Below are 17891 nucleotides of genomic sequence, written 5' to 3'. Positions count from 1 at the left end.
TTGCCGCTCAACGCGCCAGCGTATGAGAATCGGTGAACGAGACGCCACGCAGGCGGCGACCAGGAATAGCCGACACGACATGAACCAGCCAACCCAGCACGCCGAGGTGATGATCATCGGGGCCGGCATCGTCGGCCTGGCCTGTGCCTGGCACCTGCAACAAGGAGGGTTGGAGGTCGTCCTGGTCGATCCCGAGCCACCCGGCAGCGGAGCCTCCTCCGGCAACGCCGGCACGCTGGCCAGCTACGCCGTCGAGCCGTTGGCCCAGCCCGCCCTGTGGCGGCAGATGCCGCACCTGCTTTTCTCACCCGGGTCGCCCTTCCACCTTCGCTGGCAGCACCTGCCCAGGCTTGCCCCGTGGCTATGGCGCTTTCTCAAGGCCTCCAACCGCCGCAGCGCCGAGCAAGCCACTCGGGTATTGAGCGAACTGCTGGCTCCTGCAACAGACGACTGGCAGCGGGTACTCGACGACCTGAAGGGCAAGGATGAAGGTGTCACCCTGCATCGGCGCGGCGCCCTGTACTTCTATCGCAGCGCCAAGGGCTGGCACGAGGCGCAGCATGATTTCGCCGTGCGCGAGCGCTACGGCGTGGCCCAGGAGCGACTGGATTCTCGCGCCCTGACAGCGCTGGAGCCAGCCCTGGAGGGTCTGGCCCAGGGCGGCATCCTGTTCCCCGACGCCTGCCATCTCAGCGACCCGCTAACCCTGGCCCAGCGACTGGCCGAACGGCTGGTGAGCCGTGGCGCTCGGCTCATGCGCGCCCAGGCGCTGGGGCTTCAGGCACGGGACGCCCGCCTCCATATCGATACCGACCAAGGCCCCTGGCAGGCCGAGCGAGTGGTAGTGGCCGCCGGTATTCGCTCGCAACCGCTGGCACGTGCCGCCGGGGATGACATTCCACTGGAGGCGGAGCGCGGCTACCACCTGGAGTTCCCCGCCGCCCGCGAGCTTGTCAGCCGCCCCTGTTGCCCCGGCGAACACGCCTTCTACCTCACGCCCATGGCCGGCCGTCTGCGCATCGCCGGCACGGTCGAGCTGGGTCACCCCGACGACCCCGCCAACCCAGGGCGGCTCGACTACATACGGCGCCATGCCGAGGCACTCTTCGGTCCGCTCGGCGAGCCTAGCCAGCGCTGGCTCGGCCTGCGACCTTCGCTGCCCGACTCGCTGCCAGTGATCGGCCCCGCCTCGGCCCTGCCCGGCGTCAGCTACGCCTTCGGCCACGGCCACCTGGGCCTGACCCTGGCGGCCACCACCGGGCGCCTGCTGGCCGCCAGCCTCAGGGGGGACGCGCCCGCCTGGCTCGCGGGATGCAGCGCCGCTCGCTTCCGCTAATGGAAACCGTTCAAGGTTCGCCGCGCAGCGCTATTGCCCGCTGCATGAAATTCAGTATCCAGCGCGCCATCAGCGTGTCGTCGACTTCGGTGCGAAGCGACTCCTGCCCTTTGCGCACGCGCTCCTCGCCTACCAGTTCGCGGCGCAGCGCCATCAGGTCGCGCGAGTATTCCTTGGTGAATTCGGGGTGGCCCTGCACGCCAAGGAAATGCTCGCCGATTTGCATCAGGTAGTGGGGGCAGAACTCGCTGCCGCCGATTACCCTGGCCTCGGGCGGCAGCGCCTCGATCTGGTCCTGGTGGCTCACCAGCAGGTCGAGGCCCGGCTGCCAGGGGTCCATCCACTCGACGCGGGCCTCGATGCGGTTGAATGACAGGCCCACGCCCCATCCCCGATCGCTCTTGACCACTTCGCCGCCCAGTGCCTTGGCCATCAGCTGGTGGCCGAAGCAGATACCCACCAGTGGCTTTTCGGCCCGCCACAGGCGCCTCACGAAGCCGCACAGCGCCTCGACCCAGGGTAGTCCATCGTTGACGCCGTACTTCGAGCCGGTGGTCATCCAGGCATCGACGGCTTCGATGTCGTCGGGTATCTCGCCGTCCAGGCAACGCCACACCTGGAACTCCAGCGTGGGATCGACCCGCCGGAACAGGGCCGCGAACATTTCCGGATAGTTGCCGTGGGCCTCGCGCAGTTCCGGCGCCACGTCATCGCACTGCAATAGCCCGATGCGCATCGGTGGATCTCCTTTCATTGAGCCTTCCCTCATTGAGCCTTCCCTGGATCCCTGCCTGACCATTACGGCAGCGTTGGCCAAACACGATCAGAGCCGGCCCTCCACGGCGGCGACAAAGATATCGCGGTACTCGCCGGTGTCGAAGGCGATCGGGTTGGAGCCCGATGAAGGGTCGGCTACCGCCATGCGCCCGACCTTGTCGGCCTGGCGGGTATCGATGCCCAGTTCCGCCAGGGTGTGCGGAATGCCGAGCCGTTCGCGCAGGCCCAGCACCCAGTCGATCACCGCCGCAGCACCCGGCTGGTCCAGGTTGAGATAGCGACCCAGGCGCACCATCGGCTCGCCGATGGCACGCTCATTGGCCCGCAGCACATAGGGCATCAGCACTGCATTGAGGGTTCCGTGGTGGGCATCGAACAACGCTCCGAGCGGATGCGCCAGGGCGTGCATGGCGCCCAGGCCGCGCTGGAAGGCGGTCGCCCCCATGCTCGACGCCACCAGCATGTTCATGCGCGCCTCGAGATCCTGGCCGTCGCTGTAGGCACGCTGCAGGTAGAGATCGATGCGGCGCATGCCCTCCACGGCGATGCCCTCGGCCATGGGGTGGTAGTTGGGCGAGCACCACGCCTCCATGCAGTGCGACAGCGCATCCATGCCGGTGGCAGCGGTGATCGCCGGTGGCAGCCCCACGGTTAGCTCGGGGTCGAGAATCACCGTCGCCGGCACCATGCCCGGGTGGAAGATGATGCGCTTGACGTGCTCCGCCTCGTCGGTAATCACCGAGGCGCGCCCCACCTCGGAACCGGTACCCGCGGTGGTGGGCACGGCGACGATGGGCGCGATGGCCTGGGCGTCGGCGTTCTTCCAATTGTCGCCAACATCCTCCAGCGACCACAGCGATAGCCCCTCACGCTGGTTGGCCATCAAGGCCACCGCCTTGGCGGCATCGAGCCCCGAGCCGCCACCGAAGGCGATCACACCATCGTGGCTGCCGCTACGGAAGGCATCGATTCCATCGAGCACGTTGCGCCCGGTGGGGTTGCCCTTGATCTGAGTGAACACGGCGATGCGCAGGCCGGCATCCTGGCACGCCTGCACACATTCCTGAACCATGGGCAGTGCCGCCAGCCCCGGGTCGGTGACGAGCAGCGGCGCACCCATGCCCAGCGCCTTGCACGCCTCGGGCAGGTCGCGAATGCGCCCCGCCCCGGTGAGGATATTCGAAGGGTAGTTCCAGCCCATGGTGTAGGGGGTCATGTCGTGGCTCATGGCGGTCTCCTGGGCCAGCTCAGGCGTGTTTGAGGTGGAAGGACTTGGGTCGGGTCAGCGTCTCGTAACCCAGGCGGGACAAGGAACAGCCACGCCCCGACCGCTTGACGCCGGTCCAGGCCAGCTCCGGGTCGAGATAGTCGCAGCGGTTGGTGAAGACGGTACCTGCCTCGAGCCGCGCGGCAAGCGCTTCGCCCGTGGCGATGTCGCGGGTAAAGACCGCCGCGGTGAGGCCGAACTCGCTGTCGTTCATCAACCGCACGGCCTCGTCGTCGTCCGCCACCGGCACGATGCCGACCACCGGACCGAAGCTCTCCTCGCTCATCACCCGCATCGAGTGGTCGACCCCTGTCAGCACCTGTGGTGCCAGGTAGGCGCTGCCAGGCCGCGAGAGCGGGTAGTCGCCAGGGTCGATCCACGCCTTGGCGCCGGCGGCCACCGCCTCCTCGACCTGGCCGCGCACGAAGTCGGCCGCCGCGGGGCGCACCAGCGGACCCAAGGTGGTCTCGGGGTCGGTGGGGTTGCCGAGCCGTAGCTGGCGCACCCAGGCGACGGCGCGCTCGACGAAGTCGTCGAAAATCGACTCGTGCACGTAGATGCGCTCAATGCCGCAGCAGCTCTGGCCCGAGTTGAAGAAGGCCCCGTCCATCACGCCCGGCACCGCCTCGTCGAGGTTCACATCGGCGCGGATGTAGGCCGGGTCCTTGCCGCCGAGTTCCAGGCCCGTGGCGATGAAGCGTCCGGCGGCGTTGCGCTCGACCATCGCCCCGCCCGCCACCGAGCCGGTAAACGAAACGTGGGCAATGCGGGCGTCACCAATCACCGTCTCGGCCGCCTCATGGGCGAGGTGCAAGTGCTGAAATACGCCTTCGGGCAGCCCGGCCTCGTCGAAGGCCTGCTGGAAGCGCTCGGCGCACAGCGGGGTCTGGGCGGAGTGCTTGAGGATCACCGCGTTGCCCGCCATGATCGCCGGCACCACGGCGTTCACGGCCGTCATGAAGGGGAAGTTCCACGGCGCGACGATGAACGACACGCCCAGCGGCTCGCGAGTGATGTAGCGGGTGAAACCGGGCTTCTCGGCCAGCCGGACCGGGGCGAGCGCCTCCTCCGCCAGGGCGATCATGGTGCGGGCACGATCTTCGAAGCCACCAATTTCGCCGCCGGCCACGGCGATCGGCCGGCCCATCTGCCAGGTCAGCTCGCCGGCCAGCTCGTCGCGCCGGGCGACGAAGGCATCGACCATCTTCGCGCACAGCCGCGCGCGCTCGGCCAGGCTCGTCTCGCGCCATTGGCGCTGCGCCGCCACTGCCTTCTCCAGCGCCGCCTCGACCCGAGCCGGGTCGGCCAGCTCGCGCTCGACGTAGACCGACCCGTCGACCGGAGAAATCGTCTTCTGTATGGCCATACTCTTCTCTTCCCTTCCAGTAACCAGTCACAAGGCTCAGTTCGCTGCTCCCACCCGGACCGCGGCTACTCCAGCGACAGGCCACCGCGGGGGCGCTGTGAATCCCTCCCTGGACGCTACTTCTTCCTTCCCTGGAAGAAGACCCCCGCTTTGCCCTGTCCCCGGCGCCGCTCATTGGTCTGCAACCCGAACTACCACAGTAAGCACTGAGCGAGCGGTTCGCAGGCAAGGCGGAGCGGAAAGGAGCGAGCGGAGTTGACTCCAGTCAATGAGCATCGCGAGTTTTCGCTCCAACACAGCCTGCGGATCGCGCAGCCAGTGCGGCTCAAATAATTTCGAAATAGCGGTCTAACTCCCAATCCGTGATATGCCTGCGGAACTGTCGTTCCTCCCACTCCCGCGTGGCCGCGAAATGCTCGACGAAGGTGTCGCCGAACAGGCTGCGCGCCGCCTCCGAGGCCTTGAGCCGCTGGGCCGCCTCCCACAGCGTCCGCGACAATGCCTGGTGTTCGGGGTGGGCGAGCTCATAGGAGTTGCCGGTTATCGCCTCGTCCGGCTCGAGCCGCTGCTCGATCCCGTACAGGCCGGATCCTATCGCCGCGGCCAGCGCCAGGTAGGGGTTGGCGTCGGCGCTGCCCAGGCGATACTCGACCCGTTGCGACTTGGCGCTGCCGGGAATGACGCGCAGCGCCGTGGTGCGGTTCTCCACTCCCCAGGTGGCGTCGGTGGGGGCCCAGAAGCCTGGGATCAGGCGGGTGTAGCTGTTCACCGTGGGCGCGAACATTGCCAGGAACTCCGGCATCAGCTTCTGCTGGCCGGCCACGAAGTGACGCTGGATATCGCTCATGCCGTGGGGCTTATCGGCATCGAAGAAAGCCGAATCGCCACTGTCGGCATGGTTGAGCGAAAGATGGATATGGCCGCTCTGGCCGGGATAGTCGGGCGACCACTTGGCCATGAAGGTGGCCATCAGCCCGCGGCGCTGCGCCCATACCTTGGTGAAGGTCTTGAACAGCGCGCCCTTGTCGCCCGCGGCCAGCGCCTCGTCGACACGTATCGCCGCCTCGAGCACACCCGGGCCGGTCTCGGTATGCAGTCCCTCGATGGGGAAATCCATCGTCTCGGCCATACCCAGCAGCTCGTGATAGAGCTCGCCGTGTACCGAGCTCCTCAGCATCGAATAGCCCATCATGTCAGGCGTCAGCGGCTTCAAGTCACGAAAGCCCTTCTCACGCACCGACTCGGGGGTTTCCTGAAACAGGAAGAACTCGTACTCCAGCGCACCGCAGGCGGCGAATCCCATCGTCTCGGCCTTCGCCAGCACGCGACGCAACAGCCCGCGCGGGCAGATGGCCTCGGCCGGGCCGGTGAATTCGGCCACGAACAGCAGCATGTCGCCCTCGCAGGGCAGCTCGCGGCAGCTCTCGGGAATCACCCGCAGCGAGGCGTCGGGATAGCCGGTGTGCCAGCCGGTGTACTTGACGTTGTCATAGAGTTCGTCCTTGCTGTCCCAGCCCAGCACCACGTCGCAGAAGGCAAAGCCCTCGGTCAGCGCATGGAAGAACTTGTCGCGGCGCATGTACTTGCCCACCATCACGCCGTCGATGTCGAACATGCCTACCTTGACGTGGCTCAAGCCACGCTGTTCGACGATCCGCCGGGCATCGTCGGCGTTCCTGACGTCTCTTGCCTGGAGTCGGCTCATCTCTCTTTCCTCGCACCTCTTGTCGTTGTCGTTCGTGCCTGCGGCGCAAGCCGACAGGGCGGGCGCGGCAGACGCGCCCGCCCTCTTCCTCAGCCATAGCGGTAGGGAGGCCCGGCCTGCTGCATGGTCTCGCGGTACGCCTTGAGGATTTCCACCACCCGGGCGCTGCGGTCACTCTCCTGGGCGATCTCGTCCCAGAAGGCCAGCGCCTCGTCCTCGAGTCGCTGCCACTCCTCTTCGGGGATCGAGGTCAGTTCCAGCTTGCCGCCGGTGGTGCGGTAGTGGGCCTCGCCCCACCAGTACCAGTGCTGGCGGTAGTAGTGGGAACTGTCCATGCACAGCTTGAACAGGGTCTGCAGGTGTTCGGGCACCTCGTTCCAGCGTTCGGTGTTGGCGAAGTAGGAGCCGGCCCAGGCACCGGAGATGTTGTTGGTCAGGTAGTAGTTGCTGACGTCCGCCCAACCCACGGTGTAGGCCTCGGTGATGCCGGCCCAGGCGATGCCGTCGAGCTCGCGGGTCTGCATGGCGACCTCGATGTCCTCCCACGGCAGCGTCACCGGCACCACGCCGAAGCGGCTCAGGAAGCGCCCCGCGGTGGGGAAGGTGAAGACGCGCTTGCCCTCGAGGTCATCGAGGCTGCGAATCGGGTCGCGAGTGACGAAGTTACAGGGGTCCCAGGCGCCCGAACCGAGCCAGGTGACGCCTTCGACCTCACCGTAGGCCTCCTCCCACATCTCCTTCAGGCCGTAGTGATGGAACAGTGCCGGCACGTCGAGGCTGTAGCGCGAGGCGAACGGGAAGTAGCCGCCGAACACCGAGACGTCGACCGGGGCGTTGATCGAGTCGTCGTCGCTCTGCACGGCATCGATGGTGCCGCGCTGCATGGCGCGGAAGAGTTCGCCGGTGGGCACCAGCTGGTCGGCGTAGTACAGCTCGATCTCCATCTCGCCGTTGGCCGCCTTGTTGAAGGCATCGATGGAGGGCTTGATCACGTGCTCGGCCAGCGCCGGCCCGGCGTAGGTCTGCAGGCGCCAGCGGATCGGGCTGCGCGACTGGGCATGCACGTAGGGCGCCGACAGGGTCGTGGCTCCCACTGTTGCGGCGGTGGCAAGCCCGGCCTTCTTGAGGAAATCGCGACGGTTGGTCATGTGTCTTCTCCTGCTGTTTTGCTTGTTGTCGGAAGAAACGGATACTCGATCGTCGTCGTGTGGGTCACCTCCTGCTTGTCAGTAGCCGCGATAGAGCTGCGGCAGCCACAGCGCCAGCTGCGGGAAGATAGTGATCAGCGCCAGTCCGATCAGCATGATGCCGACGAAGGGCCAGACACTGCGATAGATGTCGCCCAGCGAGATTTCCGGTGGCGCCATGGCACGCATCAGGAACAGGTTGTAGCCGAACGGCGGGGTCATGTAGGCGATCTGCACGGTGATGGTGTAGAGCACGCCATACCAGATCGGATCGAAGCCCAGGCTGATCACCAGCGGTACGTAGAGCGGCGCCACGATCACCAGCATGGCGGTGTCGTCGAGGAACATGCCGAGCAGGATGTAGGAGAGCTGCATCATCACCAGGATCTGCCACGGGCTCATGCCGATGCGGTCGAGGAAAATGTTCTCGATGGCACGCACTGCCCCGAGGCCATCGAACACGGCACCGAAGCACAGCGCGGCGAGGATGATCCACATGAACATGCAGCTGATGCCCAGCGTCTTGTGCACCGTGCTTTCGATCACTTTCCAGGTCAGTCGGCGCTTGACCAGCGCTGCCAGGGTCGCGGCCACCGCCCCGACTGCCGAGCTCTCCACCAGGCTGGTCACGCCCATCAGGAACAGGCCGGTCATGACGAAGAAGATCAACAACGGCAGGATGCCGGCGCGCAGCAGCTTGAGCTTCTCGCCCAGGGACAGGTGCTCCCGCTCCTCGGCGGGCAGCGCCGGGCCGAGATGCGGCTGCAGGCGACAGCGAATCACGATGTAGATCACGAACAGTGCCGCGAGTATCAGCCCCGGGATGGCCCCGGCCAACCATAGCTGGCTGACCGGCTGGCGGGCGATCATGCCGTAGAGCACCAGCACCACGCTAGGCGGCACCAAGATACCCAGGGAGCTTCCCGCCTGGATGACACCGGTCACCATGATCTTGTCATAGCCGCGGCGCAGCAGCTCAGGCAAGGCAATAGTGGCACCGATGGCCATCCCCGCCACGCTCAGGCCGTTCATTGCCGAGACCACCACCATCAGGCCGATGGTGCCCACCGCCAGGCCGCCCTTGAGCGAGCCCATCCAGACGTGGAACATTTCGTAGAGTTCGCTGGCGATGCCCGACTCGGAGAGCATGTAGCCCATGAAAATGAACAGCGGCAACGTCAGCAGCGGATACCAGTTCATCAGCTGTATGGCGGCGTTGAAGGGCATCTCCACGCCACCGTGCCCCCACAGCAGCAGTGCCGAGGCGGCCCCGACGAAGCCGATCACGCCGAACACCCGCTGGCCGGTGAGCAGCAGCAGCATCATGGTCGAGAACATCAGCAGGGCGATCATCTCGTAGCTCATTCACGCGTCTCCCCTTCCAGCGAGACGCCGCGCAGCCGCGCAATGTCCTTGAAGAAGATCGACACGCTCTGCAGCAGCATCAACAGCACGCCGAAGGTCATGATGATCTTGATCGGCGCCAGCGGTGGCGCCCAGGCGGTGTAGCTCTTCTCGCCGTAGCGCAGGGCGTATTCGGTGCTGGAAATGCCCCCGGCGAACAGCGCACCGAGAAAGACGAACAGCAGCACGATGGTGAGCGCGTCGACGGCGGCGCGGGTACGGTCGCTCCAGCGCGAGTAGAAGAGATCCATGCGCACATGCGCGCCCATCTGCATGGCGTAGGCACCGCCCAGCAGGTAGTAGGCGGACATCATGAATTGCGAGACCTCGATGCTCCAGATCAGCGGGCTGTTGAAGGCGGTGCGCGCCACCGAGGAGAAGAGCAGCAGGCCGATCATCACGAAGATCAGGAACATGATGATGCGTCCCACCGCGCGGTTGAACGCGTCAACCCAGCGCACGTAGCGCGTTATTATTCTTGGCATCGGTCGGCCCCGTCGGCTTGGCTTTCGTCCAAGTCTTGAGGCGCCGTTCAAGAATTCGCAACGTACATCGGTATCGGTAACGCCTGAAGTATCGATGAAATCGATAGTGTTCCCCGATGGCGCGCCCATGCCCTCCATCGCACCTTCGCGGTGCGTAGCGGGAGGATCCGTCAGCTCATCAGATGGGCTTGCGGAGTGCTCAGCTCCGGGTCACGACCTCGGCGGAGAGCCAGGGCAGCGCCTGCTGCAGCTGGGTGCGGAAGCGCTGTTCCAGCAGACGGCGGCTGTCGCGGGCCAGCAGGGCGGGCAGCTCCCCCAGTTCGTCGCGACGGGCGACCAAAGTCAGCTCGCGGGTCAGCGGTGCCAACGGCAGGGGCGACACCGTGACGTTGAGCCCCTCGAGGCCGGCCTGGTAAAGGCACAGCGGGGTGGTGATCGTCCAGCCCGCCCCGGCCCCGACCAGGCGCAGCACGGCAAAGGTATTGTCGAGGTGCAGCCGGGCCGGCAGCTCGAGCTGATTCAGCCGCAGGTGGCGCTCGATGGCCTGGCCGATCAGCGACTGCGGCGTATAGCGCACGAAATCGAGGTGGCGCGCCAGCCAGCGCAGGTTGTCCAGCGGGCCGTTCCAGGAGAGCGGCACCACCAGCACGAAAGGTTCGCGCAGCAGGGCGTGCCGCTCCAGGCCGTCGTAATTCTCCAGCCGATCATCGGAAATGATGATATCCACGTGGCGCGTCAGCAGGGAGTGGCCATGCATGTGCGAAAGGCCAGTGGTCAGGGTATAGTCGCGGGTATAGCGACGGATCTGCTCGATGAGCGGTTGTCCTACTGCAGTGGCCAGCGAGTCGACCAGCGCCAGGCGCACCTGGTGGAGCTGGCCGAAGCCGCCGCTGACCAGCTCGCGTCGGGTGTTGCGTGCGTCGTCGAGCAGGCGCCGGGCGCGGTCGTAGAAGAAGCGTCCCGCACTGGTCGGTTCCAGCGGACGTGAGTGTCGCTTGAATAGCGTCACGCCCATGCTCTCCTCCAGGTTCGCCAGGCTCTGCGACACCGAGGACTGCTTGAGCCCCAGCCGCCGGGCCGCCGCGCTCTGGCTGCCCTGCTCCAGGGTCTCGACGAAGATTTCCATGCTGCGAAGATCGAAACCGAAACCGCTACGCATCTGTCTACCCTCGCTCTATGCGGCCAGGCTCCGGAACTCCCGTACTGGCGCCCCGGTCAGAGAGATGATTATCGCCGTCACGACAGGGAGGTTCCGTTGACCGCACAGGCCATCGTCCGGCCGCTGGCCGAGCGCCCCGCCTCCACCTGGACCGGCTGGGGCCAGTGGCTGGCTCTCGCCACCATGACCATCGACCACCTGACCCGTTATGTGCTACCCACCGGCTGGGAACTCGACTGGGCGGGGTCGTCGCTGGGCCGCATCGCCTTTCCCCTGTTTGCCGCCATGGTGGCCTGGCATGGCCTGTTCAATACCCGCAACCCGCTGCGCTATGCCCGGCGCATCCTGGTCATCGGGCTGGCCGCCCAGCTGCCCTACATGCTGATGCCACGCGCCTCCGATGCCTTCATTCTCAATGTCTGCTTCACCCTGGCGCTGGGTCTCGCCTGGGGCGCCTGGCTGCGCGATCTGCTCGCGCGCCATCGCCGCGGCAGCCTGAGCATTGCCTGGCTGGGGGCGGCATTCGCCGCCACGCTGGCCGTGTGGTACCTGCTCGGCGACTGGGTCGAGTATGGCCATCGCGGGCTACTGTTGATTCCGCTGTTCATGCTGGCCATGTATCACCTTCATTGCGCCGGCGACGGTCTGGTCGAACGTCTGGGTGCGGTGGCCATGGCCGTTCCCCTGCTGCTCGTGGCGGGGATGATGAACAGCTCCGACATGGCCAAGTCATTCACCGTCGCCACCTGTCTTGTGGTGCTGTGGCTGGCCGCCGGCGCTCACCGCCTGACCCCCGGCGTTCCTGTCGCCATGCCTCGTCGGCTATGGCTGGCCTGGTACCCGGCACACTTCGCCCTGATCGCCCTGTGGTTATGGGCCAGCGGTGGGCTCGGCTGACCGACGTCATCCTGCATCCGAGCCCACCCGCTCGGCCAATAGCCGCTCGAAGTCGTCGAGCGGCATCGGGCGATGGAAGTAGAAACCCTGAAACAGACGACATCCCCGCAACAGCAGGAAATCCCGCTGGGCCCTGTTCTCCACCCCTTCCGCGACCACGTCGATGCCGAGATGCTGGGCCATGGCCAGCACCGTCTCGACGATGGCGGCATCGTTGCCGTCGGTATCGAGGTTGCTGACGAAGCTGCGGTCTATCTTGAGTTCATCCAGGGGCAAGGACTTGAGATAGGAGAGCGACGAGAACCCCGTACCGAAATCATCGAGGGCCAGGTGCACCCCCAGGCGCTTGAGCGCCCGCATGCGCTCGATGGCATCCTGCAGCCCGTCGATCATGATGCTCTCGGTCAGTTCCACGACGAGCCGCGCCGGATCGATACCATGGGTGCCGGTCACCCAGGTCAGTCCCTCGACGAAGCCGGGCTGGGTAAAGTGGCGCACGCTGATGTTGACCGAGAGCCGCGGCAGGGCCTCCGCCGGCAGGCGTGCCAGTAGCCCGCAGCAGCGATCCAGCATCCAGGTCTCGAGTTCGACGATCAGGTCGCTCTCCTCGGCGATGGCAATGAAGACCTCGGGCGAGATCCAGCCTTGGCGTGGGTGCTGCCAGCGCATCAGTGCTTCCCCGCCGATGACTCGACCGGATGCGTCGAGCTGGGGCTGGAAGGCGATGCTCAGCTGGTCCTCGGCCAGGGCGCGGCGCAACGCCTGCTCCATTTCCAGCCGCCGGCTCATCTGGGTCTGCATCGCGGGCTCGTAGCAGCAAATCTGCGCACGACCCTTCATCTTGGCCTGGTACATGGCGGTGTCGGCATGGCGCAGTACGTCGCCGACGTCCTCGTCCCCCAGCGGAAACAGGGTATAGCCGATACTCGGCGTCACGCTGATGCGTTGACCGCCCAGGTCGTAGGCCCGACGCAGAATAGAGAGCAGCCGTTCGGCACGATGCTCCGCGCGCTGCAGTTCGACCTCGCGGTCGCTGCTCAGGGCCGGCATCAGTACGACGAACTCGTCGCCGCTCAGCCGCGCCGCCATGGCCTCCTTGTCGATATTCAGCTGCAGACGCTTGCTGACCTGGCGCAGCAGCTCGTCGCCCACTGCGTGGCCCAGGGTATCGTTGATGATCTTGAAGCGATCCAGGTCGAGAAACATCACCAGACCCACGCGCCCATCGTCGCGACGGTCGCGAATGGTAGAGGCCAGCGTCTCGATCAGCAGGCGCCGGTTGGGCAGCTCCGTGAGCGGATCGAAGTAGGCCTGGCGATGGATGGTCTCCTCCGCCAGCTTGCGTTCGGTGAAGTCCTCGATGATCGCCACGCCCCCCACCACCTTGCCCGACTCGTTGCGCAGCGCGCTGTAGAAGGCGCGTAGCGGTGTCTGCTTGCCGCTGACCGCGGTGCGGTAGGTGCCTTCGAAATAGCCGGTACCGCTCTCCAGGGCGTCGCGAATCGCTCCGGTCACGCGTTCGTCGTGGAGCTGGGTCAGCAGGTTCAGCCCCATCAGGCGCTGTCGGCTGGTGCCGAGAATGTCGAGGCACATCTCGTTGCAGTCGATCACGTGCCCCTCCCGGTCGAAGTGCATCACGCCCAGCGGCGTATGCCGGAAGATGGCCCGATAGCGTGCCTCGCTGACTCGCAATTGCTGCTCCCGCGAAGAGACGATCAGGCGCAGGGCGATGTTATCGGTGATGGTGCGATGCAGCCGGCGGCTGGCGACCAGCACCAGCCCCAGGAACAGCACCACCATGGCGGAGAGCAACAGGGTGAAGGAGGACCACTGCAGCACCAGTTGGACCAGCAGCGGCAGCATGGTGGGCAGGACGAACAGCGGCGCCATCCACGCCACCGACGAGAGCGTGGTCACGCCGCCGGCGGCAATGCCGGTGAGTACGATTGCCAGCGCCGCCAGATGACCGGGATGCTCCATGGTGAACATGGTCAGGCCCGCCACGCCCCATAGCAAGCCGGCCAGGGCGGCGCCCCAGGCGAAGCGGTATAGCCAGCGTCGCCTGTGTCGTTGATCGGCAGGCTGGCGCCGGTAACGCCAGGCTAGCCACAGGCGTGCCCCCGAAACCGCCACCAGCGCGCCAAGCCACCCCAGCAGGTAGCTCGAGGGCATGATCGGCCACATGGCCCCCACCAGCAGACACGCCGCCAGAACGCTGGACAAGATCGGCTGCCACAACCGTTCATAGAGCAGGTGCATCTGTTCCTGGGCCAGCTGACGGGAGCGGGAAAGATCAGGTAACCGTGTACCGTCGTATTCGAGTGGCTCTTCCTGTAGCGGGAAGGACATGGGTAAGTCCGCTTGGGTTAATGTGCTAGCTGCCTATCTTTACGCGATACGCCGATGCTTGGCGAGGTGGGGCCCTCAACGCAGTGACCGCGTTTGGTCATCCCCATGCAACATGGGACCACCAAGATCGGACTTCGCCATCCCTTTCCTGCACGAGGCCACCCATGAACCAGCTCCCCCTGCCCGGCCATGTCGATCCGATCCTCGCCGCCGGTGACGAACCGATGAGCAACGCTTCGCGCAACGCCTACTTCGGCGACATCCTCGCGGCGCGCATGAGCCGTCGTACGCTGCTGCGCGGCACGCTGGCCGCAGCGGTGGCCGGCGTCATGGCCACCCACCTGCCCATTGGCCGCGCCCTGGCCGCCGACATCGGCGCCGCGGCACCGAGCATCGATTTCAAGGCGATTCCGGTCGGCACTGCCGACAGCGTCGTGGTGCCCGAGGGTTATCGGGTGCAGACCTTCATCCCCTGGGGCACGCCGATCAGCGGCAACATGCCGGCCGCCTCACTGGAGGCCAGCGGCGAGGACCAGGCCCACCAGGTGGGCAGCCACCATGACGGCATGCATTTCTTCCCGCTCGAAGGCAGCTCCCGCGACGGCCTGCTGGTGCTGAACCACGAGTACGTCGAGCCGCGTTTCATGCATGCCGCCGCCCGAGGCCTGGCGCTCGACTCAGGCGCTTTTCCCGAGCAGGAGGACGGCTCGCGCGATGCCGACCAGGTGCGCAAGGAAATCAATGCCCATGGCGTCACGGTGGTACGGGTGCGCCAGGGGGACGACGGCCAGTGGCAGGTGGTCGAGGATCCGCACAACCGGCGCATTACCGGGCTGACGCCGATGCGCCTGGCAGGTCCCGTGGCCGGTACCGAACACGTGGTGACGAAGTACAGCCCCGACGGCAGCATGACCCGCGGCACCCTGAACAACTGCGCCCATGGGGTCACGCCGTGGAACACCTACCTTGCCGCAGAGGAAAATTGGTCGGGTTATTTCGCCAACGAGGATGCCGAGATCGACCGCCGCCAGGCGCGCTACGGCATCGAGACCCGCAGCGAGGGGCGTTATCAGTGGCACAAGGCGGAGGGCGGCGCCGACGAATTCGTGCGCTTCGACGCCACGGCCCGCGGCGCCTCGCCCAGCGAGGACTACCGCAACGAGCCCCACGGCTTCGGTTACATGGTGGAGATCGATCCGTACGACCCCGAAAGCACGCCGGTCAAGCGCACCCACCTGGGCCGCTTCGCCCATGAGGGCGTGGTGTTCGCCCCTGCCGTGGAGGGCCAGCCGGTGGTTTGCTACTCCGGCGATGACGCCCGCTTCGAGTATATCTACAAGTTCGTCTCGGCGCGGCCCTATGAGTCCGCCAGCGCCGACGGCTCGCTGCTGGACGAAGGCACGCTCTACGTGGCCAGATTCAACGACGACGGCAGCGGCGAGTGGCTGGCGCTCGCCCCGGGCGAGAACGGTCTGACGCCGGAGAACGGCTTCGACGACCTTGCCGACATCCTGGCCAATACGCGTAGCGCCGCGGACCACGTCGGGGCCACGAAAATGGATCGTCCCGAGTGGGGGGCGGTGGATCCCGCCACCGGCCAGGTCTACTTCACCCTGACCAACAACACCCGCCGCAGCGAGGAGCAGCGCAACGCTGCCAACCCCCGCGCCGAAAACCACTTCGGCCATATCATCCGTTGGCAGGAGGACGGCACCCACACCGCCGAAGACTTTCAGTGGGAGATATTCCTGCTGGCGGGCGACCGCGAGGCCGGACGCGACCTCAACGGCGACCCGCTCGACGAGGATGCCATACTGGCCGCCCCCGACGGGCTGTGGATCGATCCCGATCGTCGCGTGTGGATCCAGACCGACATCAGCGAATCGGTGGTCAACAGCGGCATTCACGAGGTATTCGGCAACAACCAGATGCTCGTTGCCAACCCAGAGACCGGCGAGCTCAAGCGCTTCCTCACCGGCCCCATCGGCCAGGAAATCACCGGCGTGATCACTACCCCGGATCAGCGCACCATGTTCGTCAACGTACAGCATCCCGGCGCCACCACGTCGGCCGAGGCGTTCGCCACGGGCGAGCTAACCAGCCACTGGCCGGATGGCGGCAACGCCATTCCCCGCTCGGCCACCCTCGTCATCACGAAAGAGGATGGTGGGATCATCGGTTCGTGATGCCTCGGCCTGAACGCAGCGGGCCCCGCCAATGGCGGGGCCCGCTGCGTTTCGAGGAACGGTTCAATTGCCCTGGCTGAACTTGTCCTCGAAGCTGAAGCGCGGCTCCGGCGCCTCCGGCAGCAGCCAGGCACAGGCGTGCACTTTCTCCAGCAGCTTGCCATGGCTCTCCGCCAGCAGGTTCACGTGGCCCAGCTTGCGACCGGGCCGCTCATGCTTGTCGTAGCGATGCAGGTGGGCGTCGCCGATGGCGAGTATCGCCGCCGGATCGCCCTCCTGACCGATCACGTTGACCATGCAGGTGGGCATTCGCGCCGAGGTATCGCCCAGCGGAAGACCCTGAATGGCACGCAGGTGGTTCTCGAACTGGCTGGTCACGGCGCCATCCAGAGTCCAATGGCCGGAATTGTGGACTCGCGGTGCCATCTCGTTGGCCAGCAGCTTGCCATCACGGGTCTGGAACAGCTCCAGGGTCAGCACGCCGACGTAGTCGAGTTCGTCGAGCAGAGTGCGAATAAAGCCATCGGCGGTCTGCTGCACTTTATCGTCGAGGTCCGGCATCGGCGCCAGCGAATAGCGCAGAATGCCGTCGACGTGCAGGTTCTCGGCCATGGGATAGAAGGCCACCTCGCCATCGCGGCCGCGCACCGCGATGATCGACACCTCGCGCACGAAGTCGACAAAGGCCTCGACGACCAGCCGCGGGTGGTTGATGCTCCGCCAGGCATCTGCCGCCTCGGCGGGGTCGCGCAATACCGCCTGGCCCTTGCCGTCATAGCCCTCGGTGACCGACTTGGCCACCACCGGACAGCCCAGCTCGCGGGCAGCCGCCTCCAGCGCCTCGGCGCTCTCCACGATGCGATAGGCCGGCGTGGGAATCCCCAGGCGGTCGAACAGCGCCTTCTCCTCGGCGCGGTTCTGGCAGATCCGGATCGCCTCGCTGGAGGGAAAGACGGGCTTGACCTCCTCGATGGCCTGGACCAGAGATACCGGCAGGTGCTCGAATTCATAGGTGACCAAGTCGACCTTGGCCAGGAAATCGTCGAGCAGGTGGTGCTGGTCGGTATACACCATGACATCGCCGATCCCCGCGCTGGGATGGCCGGTGGTATCGAGGAAAGTGAAGCGGTTGGCCAGCGGGTAGCCGGCCAGCGCCAGCATGCGGCCGAGCTGGCCGGCTCCGAGCACGCCGATGTTCATGTCGATGTCTCCTCTCGCTGGCTCATTCGCTCGCAGGGCGAGGATCGGGGTTGTCGAGCACGGTTTGCGTCTGCTCGGCACGGAAGGTCTCGACGGCCGCACGCACCTTGTCATCCTGCAGGCCGACGATCTGTGCGGCGAGCAGGCCGGCGTTGGTCGCCCCCGCCTTGCCGATGGCCAGCGTACCCACGGCGATGCCGCCGGGCATCTGCACGATCGAAAGCAGCGAGTCGAGGCCCTTGAGCGCCTTGGACTCCACCGGCACACCGAGCACCGGCAGCGCCGTCTGAGAGGCCACCATGCCCGGCAGGTGAGCGGCTCCGCCGGCGCCGGCCACGATCACCTGCAGGCCGCGTCCGGCAGCGCCCTTGGCATAGTCGAACAGGAGATCCGGCGTGCGATGGGCAGAGACCACCCGGGTCTCGCAGGGTACGCCCAGGCGCTCGAGCATCGCCACCGCGTGCTCCATGACCGGCCAGTCGGACTTCGACCCCATGATCACGCCTACGCGTGGCGGCTCGTTGGACTGCATGTATGGCTCCCGGAAGTGGCGCTGAGGATTCGAAGGGCAGA

Annotated in this window: 14 protein-coding genes; 3 read left to right on the top strand and 11 right to left on the bottom strand. The window is 66.2% G+C overall.

Annotated elements, in window-relative coordinates; all coding sequences use genetic code 11:
* Nucleotides 1-79 precede the first annotated feature (79 nt).
* Nucleotides 80-1336 carry an NAD(P)/FAD-dependent oxidoreductase gene (locus tag ACOJCM_RS12575; RefSeq protein WP_445212389.1) on the top strand — a complete coding sequence of 419 codons (1257 nt, stop codon included), beginning with the start codon at nucleotides 80-82 and terminating at the stop codon, nucleotides 1334-1336.
* Between the two features lie 10 nt (nucleotides 1337-1346).
* Here ACOJCM_RS12575 and ACOJCM_RS12570 read toward each other — a convergent pair whose 3' ends face one another.
* From ACOJCM_RS12570 to ACOJCM_RS12535, 8 genes are all read right to left on the bottom strand, one after another.
* Nucleotides 1347-2090: a glutamine amidotransferase-related protein gene (locus tag ACOJCM_RS12570; RefSeq protein ID WP_445212388.1), complete on the bottom strand. Its 744-nt coding sequence runs from the start codon at nucleotides 2088-2090 to the stop codon at nucleotides 1347-1349.
* Between the two features lie 69 nt (nucleotides 2091-2159).
* Nucleotides 2160-3341, bottom strand: coding sequence for an iron-containing alcohol dehydrogenase (locus tag ACOJCM_RS12565; protein ID WP_445212387.1), 1182 nt, complete (start codon nucleotides 3339-3341; stop codon nucleotides 2160-2162).
* 19 nt (nucleotides 3342-3360) lie between these two features.
* A complete protein-coding gene (locus tag ACOJCM_RS12560; RefSeq protein WP_445212386.1) occupies nucleotides 3361-4746 on the bottom strand; it encodes an aldehyde dehydrogenase family protein in 1386 nt (461 codons plus the stop codon).
* Nucleotides 4747-5071: 325 nt separating this feature from the next.
* Nucleotides 5072-6451 carry a glutamine synthetase family protein gene (locus ACOJCM_RS12555; RefSeq protein WP_445212385.1) on the bottom strand — a complete coding sequence of 460 codons (1380 nt, stop codon included), beginning with the start codon at nucleotides 6449-6451 and terminating at the stop codon, nucleotides 5072-5074.
* An 89-nt stretch (nucleotides 6452-6540) separates the two neighbouring features.
* Nucleotides 6541-7599, bottom strand: coding sequence for a TRAP transporter substrate-binding protein (locus ACOJCM_RS12550; protein WP_445212384.1), 1059 nt, complete (start codon nucleotides 7597-7599; stop codon nucleotides 6541-6543).
* 78 nt (nucleotides 7600-7677) lie between these two features.
* The gene (locus tag ACOJCM_RS12545) at nucleotides 7678-9003 is read right to left on the bottom strand and encodes a TRAP transporter large permease (protein WP_445212383.1); all 1326 of its coding nucleotides are present in this window, start codon (nucleotides 9001-9003) and stop codon (nucleotides 7678-7680) included.
* A complete protein-coding gene (locus ACOJCM_RS12540; RefSeq protein WP_445212382.1) occupies nucleotides 9000-9527 on the bottom strand; it encodes a TRAP transporter small permease subunit in 528 nt (175 codons plus the stop codon). The genes ACOJCM_RS12545 and ACOJCM_RS12540 overlap by 4 nt, the downstream gene beginning before the upstream one ends.
* A 199-nt stretch (nucleotides 9528-9726) precedes the next feature.
* Nucleotides 9727-10686, bottom strand: coding sequence for a LysR family transcriptional regulator (locus ACOJCM_RS12535; RefSeq protein ID WP_445212381.1), 960 nt, complete (start codon nucleotides 10684-10686; stop codon nucleotides 9727-9729).
* A gap of 96 nt (nucleotides 10687-10782) precedes the next feature.
* Between ACOJCM_RS12535 and ACOJCM_RS12530 the strand changes: the two genes are divergently transcribed.
* A complete protein-coding gene (locus tag ACOJCM_RS12530) occupies nucleotides 10783-11583 on the top strand; it encodes a TraX family protein (RefSeq protein WP_445212380.1) in 801 nt (266 codons plus the stop codon).
* Between the two features lie 6 nt (nucleotides 11584-11589).
* Here the strand turns inward: ACOJCM_RS12530 and ACOJCM_RS12525 are convergent, their stop codons facing one another.
* Nucleotides 11590-13932 (bottom strand): EAL domain-containing protein, encoded by a 2343-nt coding sequence (locus tag ACOJCM_RS12525; RefSeq protein ID WP_445212379.1) that lies wholly within the window; start codon nucleotides 13930-13932, stop codon nucleotides 11590-11592.
* Between the two features lie 164 nt (nucleotides 13933-14096).
* Between ACOJCM_RS12525 and ACOJCM_RS12520 the strand changes: the two genes are divergently transcribed.
* Entirely contained in the window at nucleotides 14097-16118 is a 2022-nt protein-coding gene (locus ACOJCM_RS12520; protein WP_445212378.1) for a PhoX family protein, read from the top strand.
* A gap of 63 nt (nucleotides 16119-16181) precedes the next feature.
* Here ACOJCM_RS12520 and ACOJCM_RS12515 read toward each other — a convergent pair whose 3' ends face one another.
* Together ACOJCM_RS12515 and purE are read right to left on the bottom strand one after the other, a co-directional pair.
* Nucleotides 16182-17318 (bottom strand): 5-(carboxyamino)imidazole ribonucleotide synthase, encoded by a 1137-nt coding sequence (locus tag ACOJCM_RS12515; RefSeq protein ID WP_445212377.1) that lies wholly within the window; start codon nucleotides 17316-17318, stop codon nucleotides 16182-16184.
* Nucleotides 17319-17340: 22 nt separating this feature from the next.
* Entirely contained in the window at nucleotides 17341-17850 is a 510-nt protein-coding gene (purE, locus tag ACOJCM_RS12510; RefSeq protein WP_445212376.1) for a 5-(carboxyamino)imidazole ribonucleotide mutase, read from the bottom strand.
* Nucleotides 17851-17891: the final 41 nt, after the last annotated feature.

The organism is Billgrantia hypersalina (genome assembly GCF_052584175.1).
This window is presented reverse-complemented; position numbering and strand designations above follow the sequence as displayed.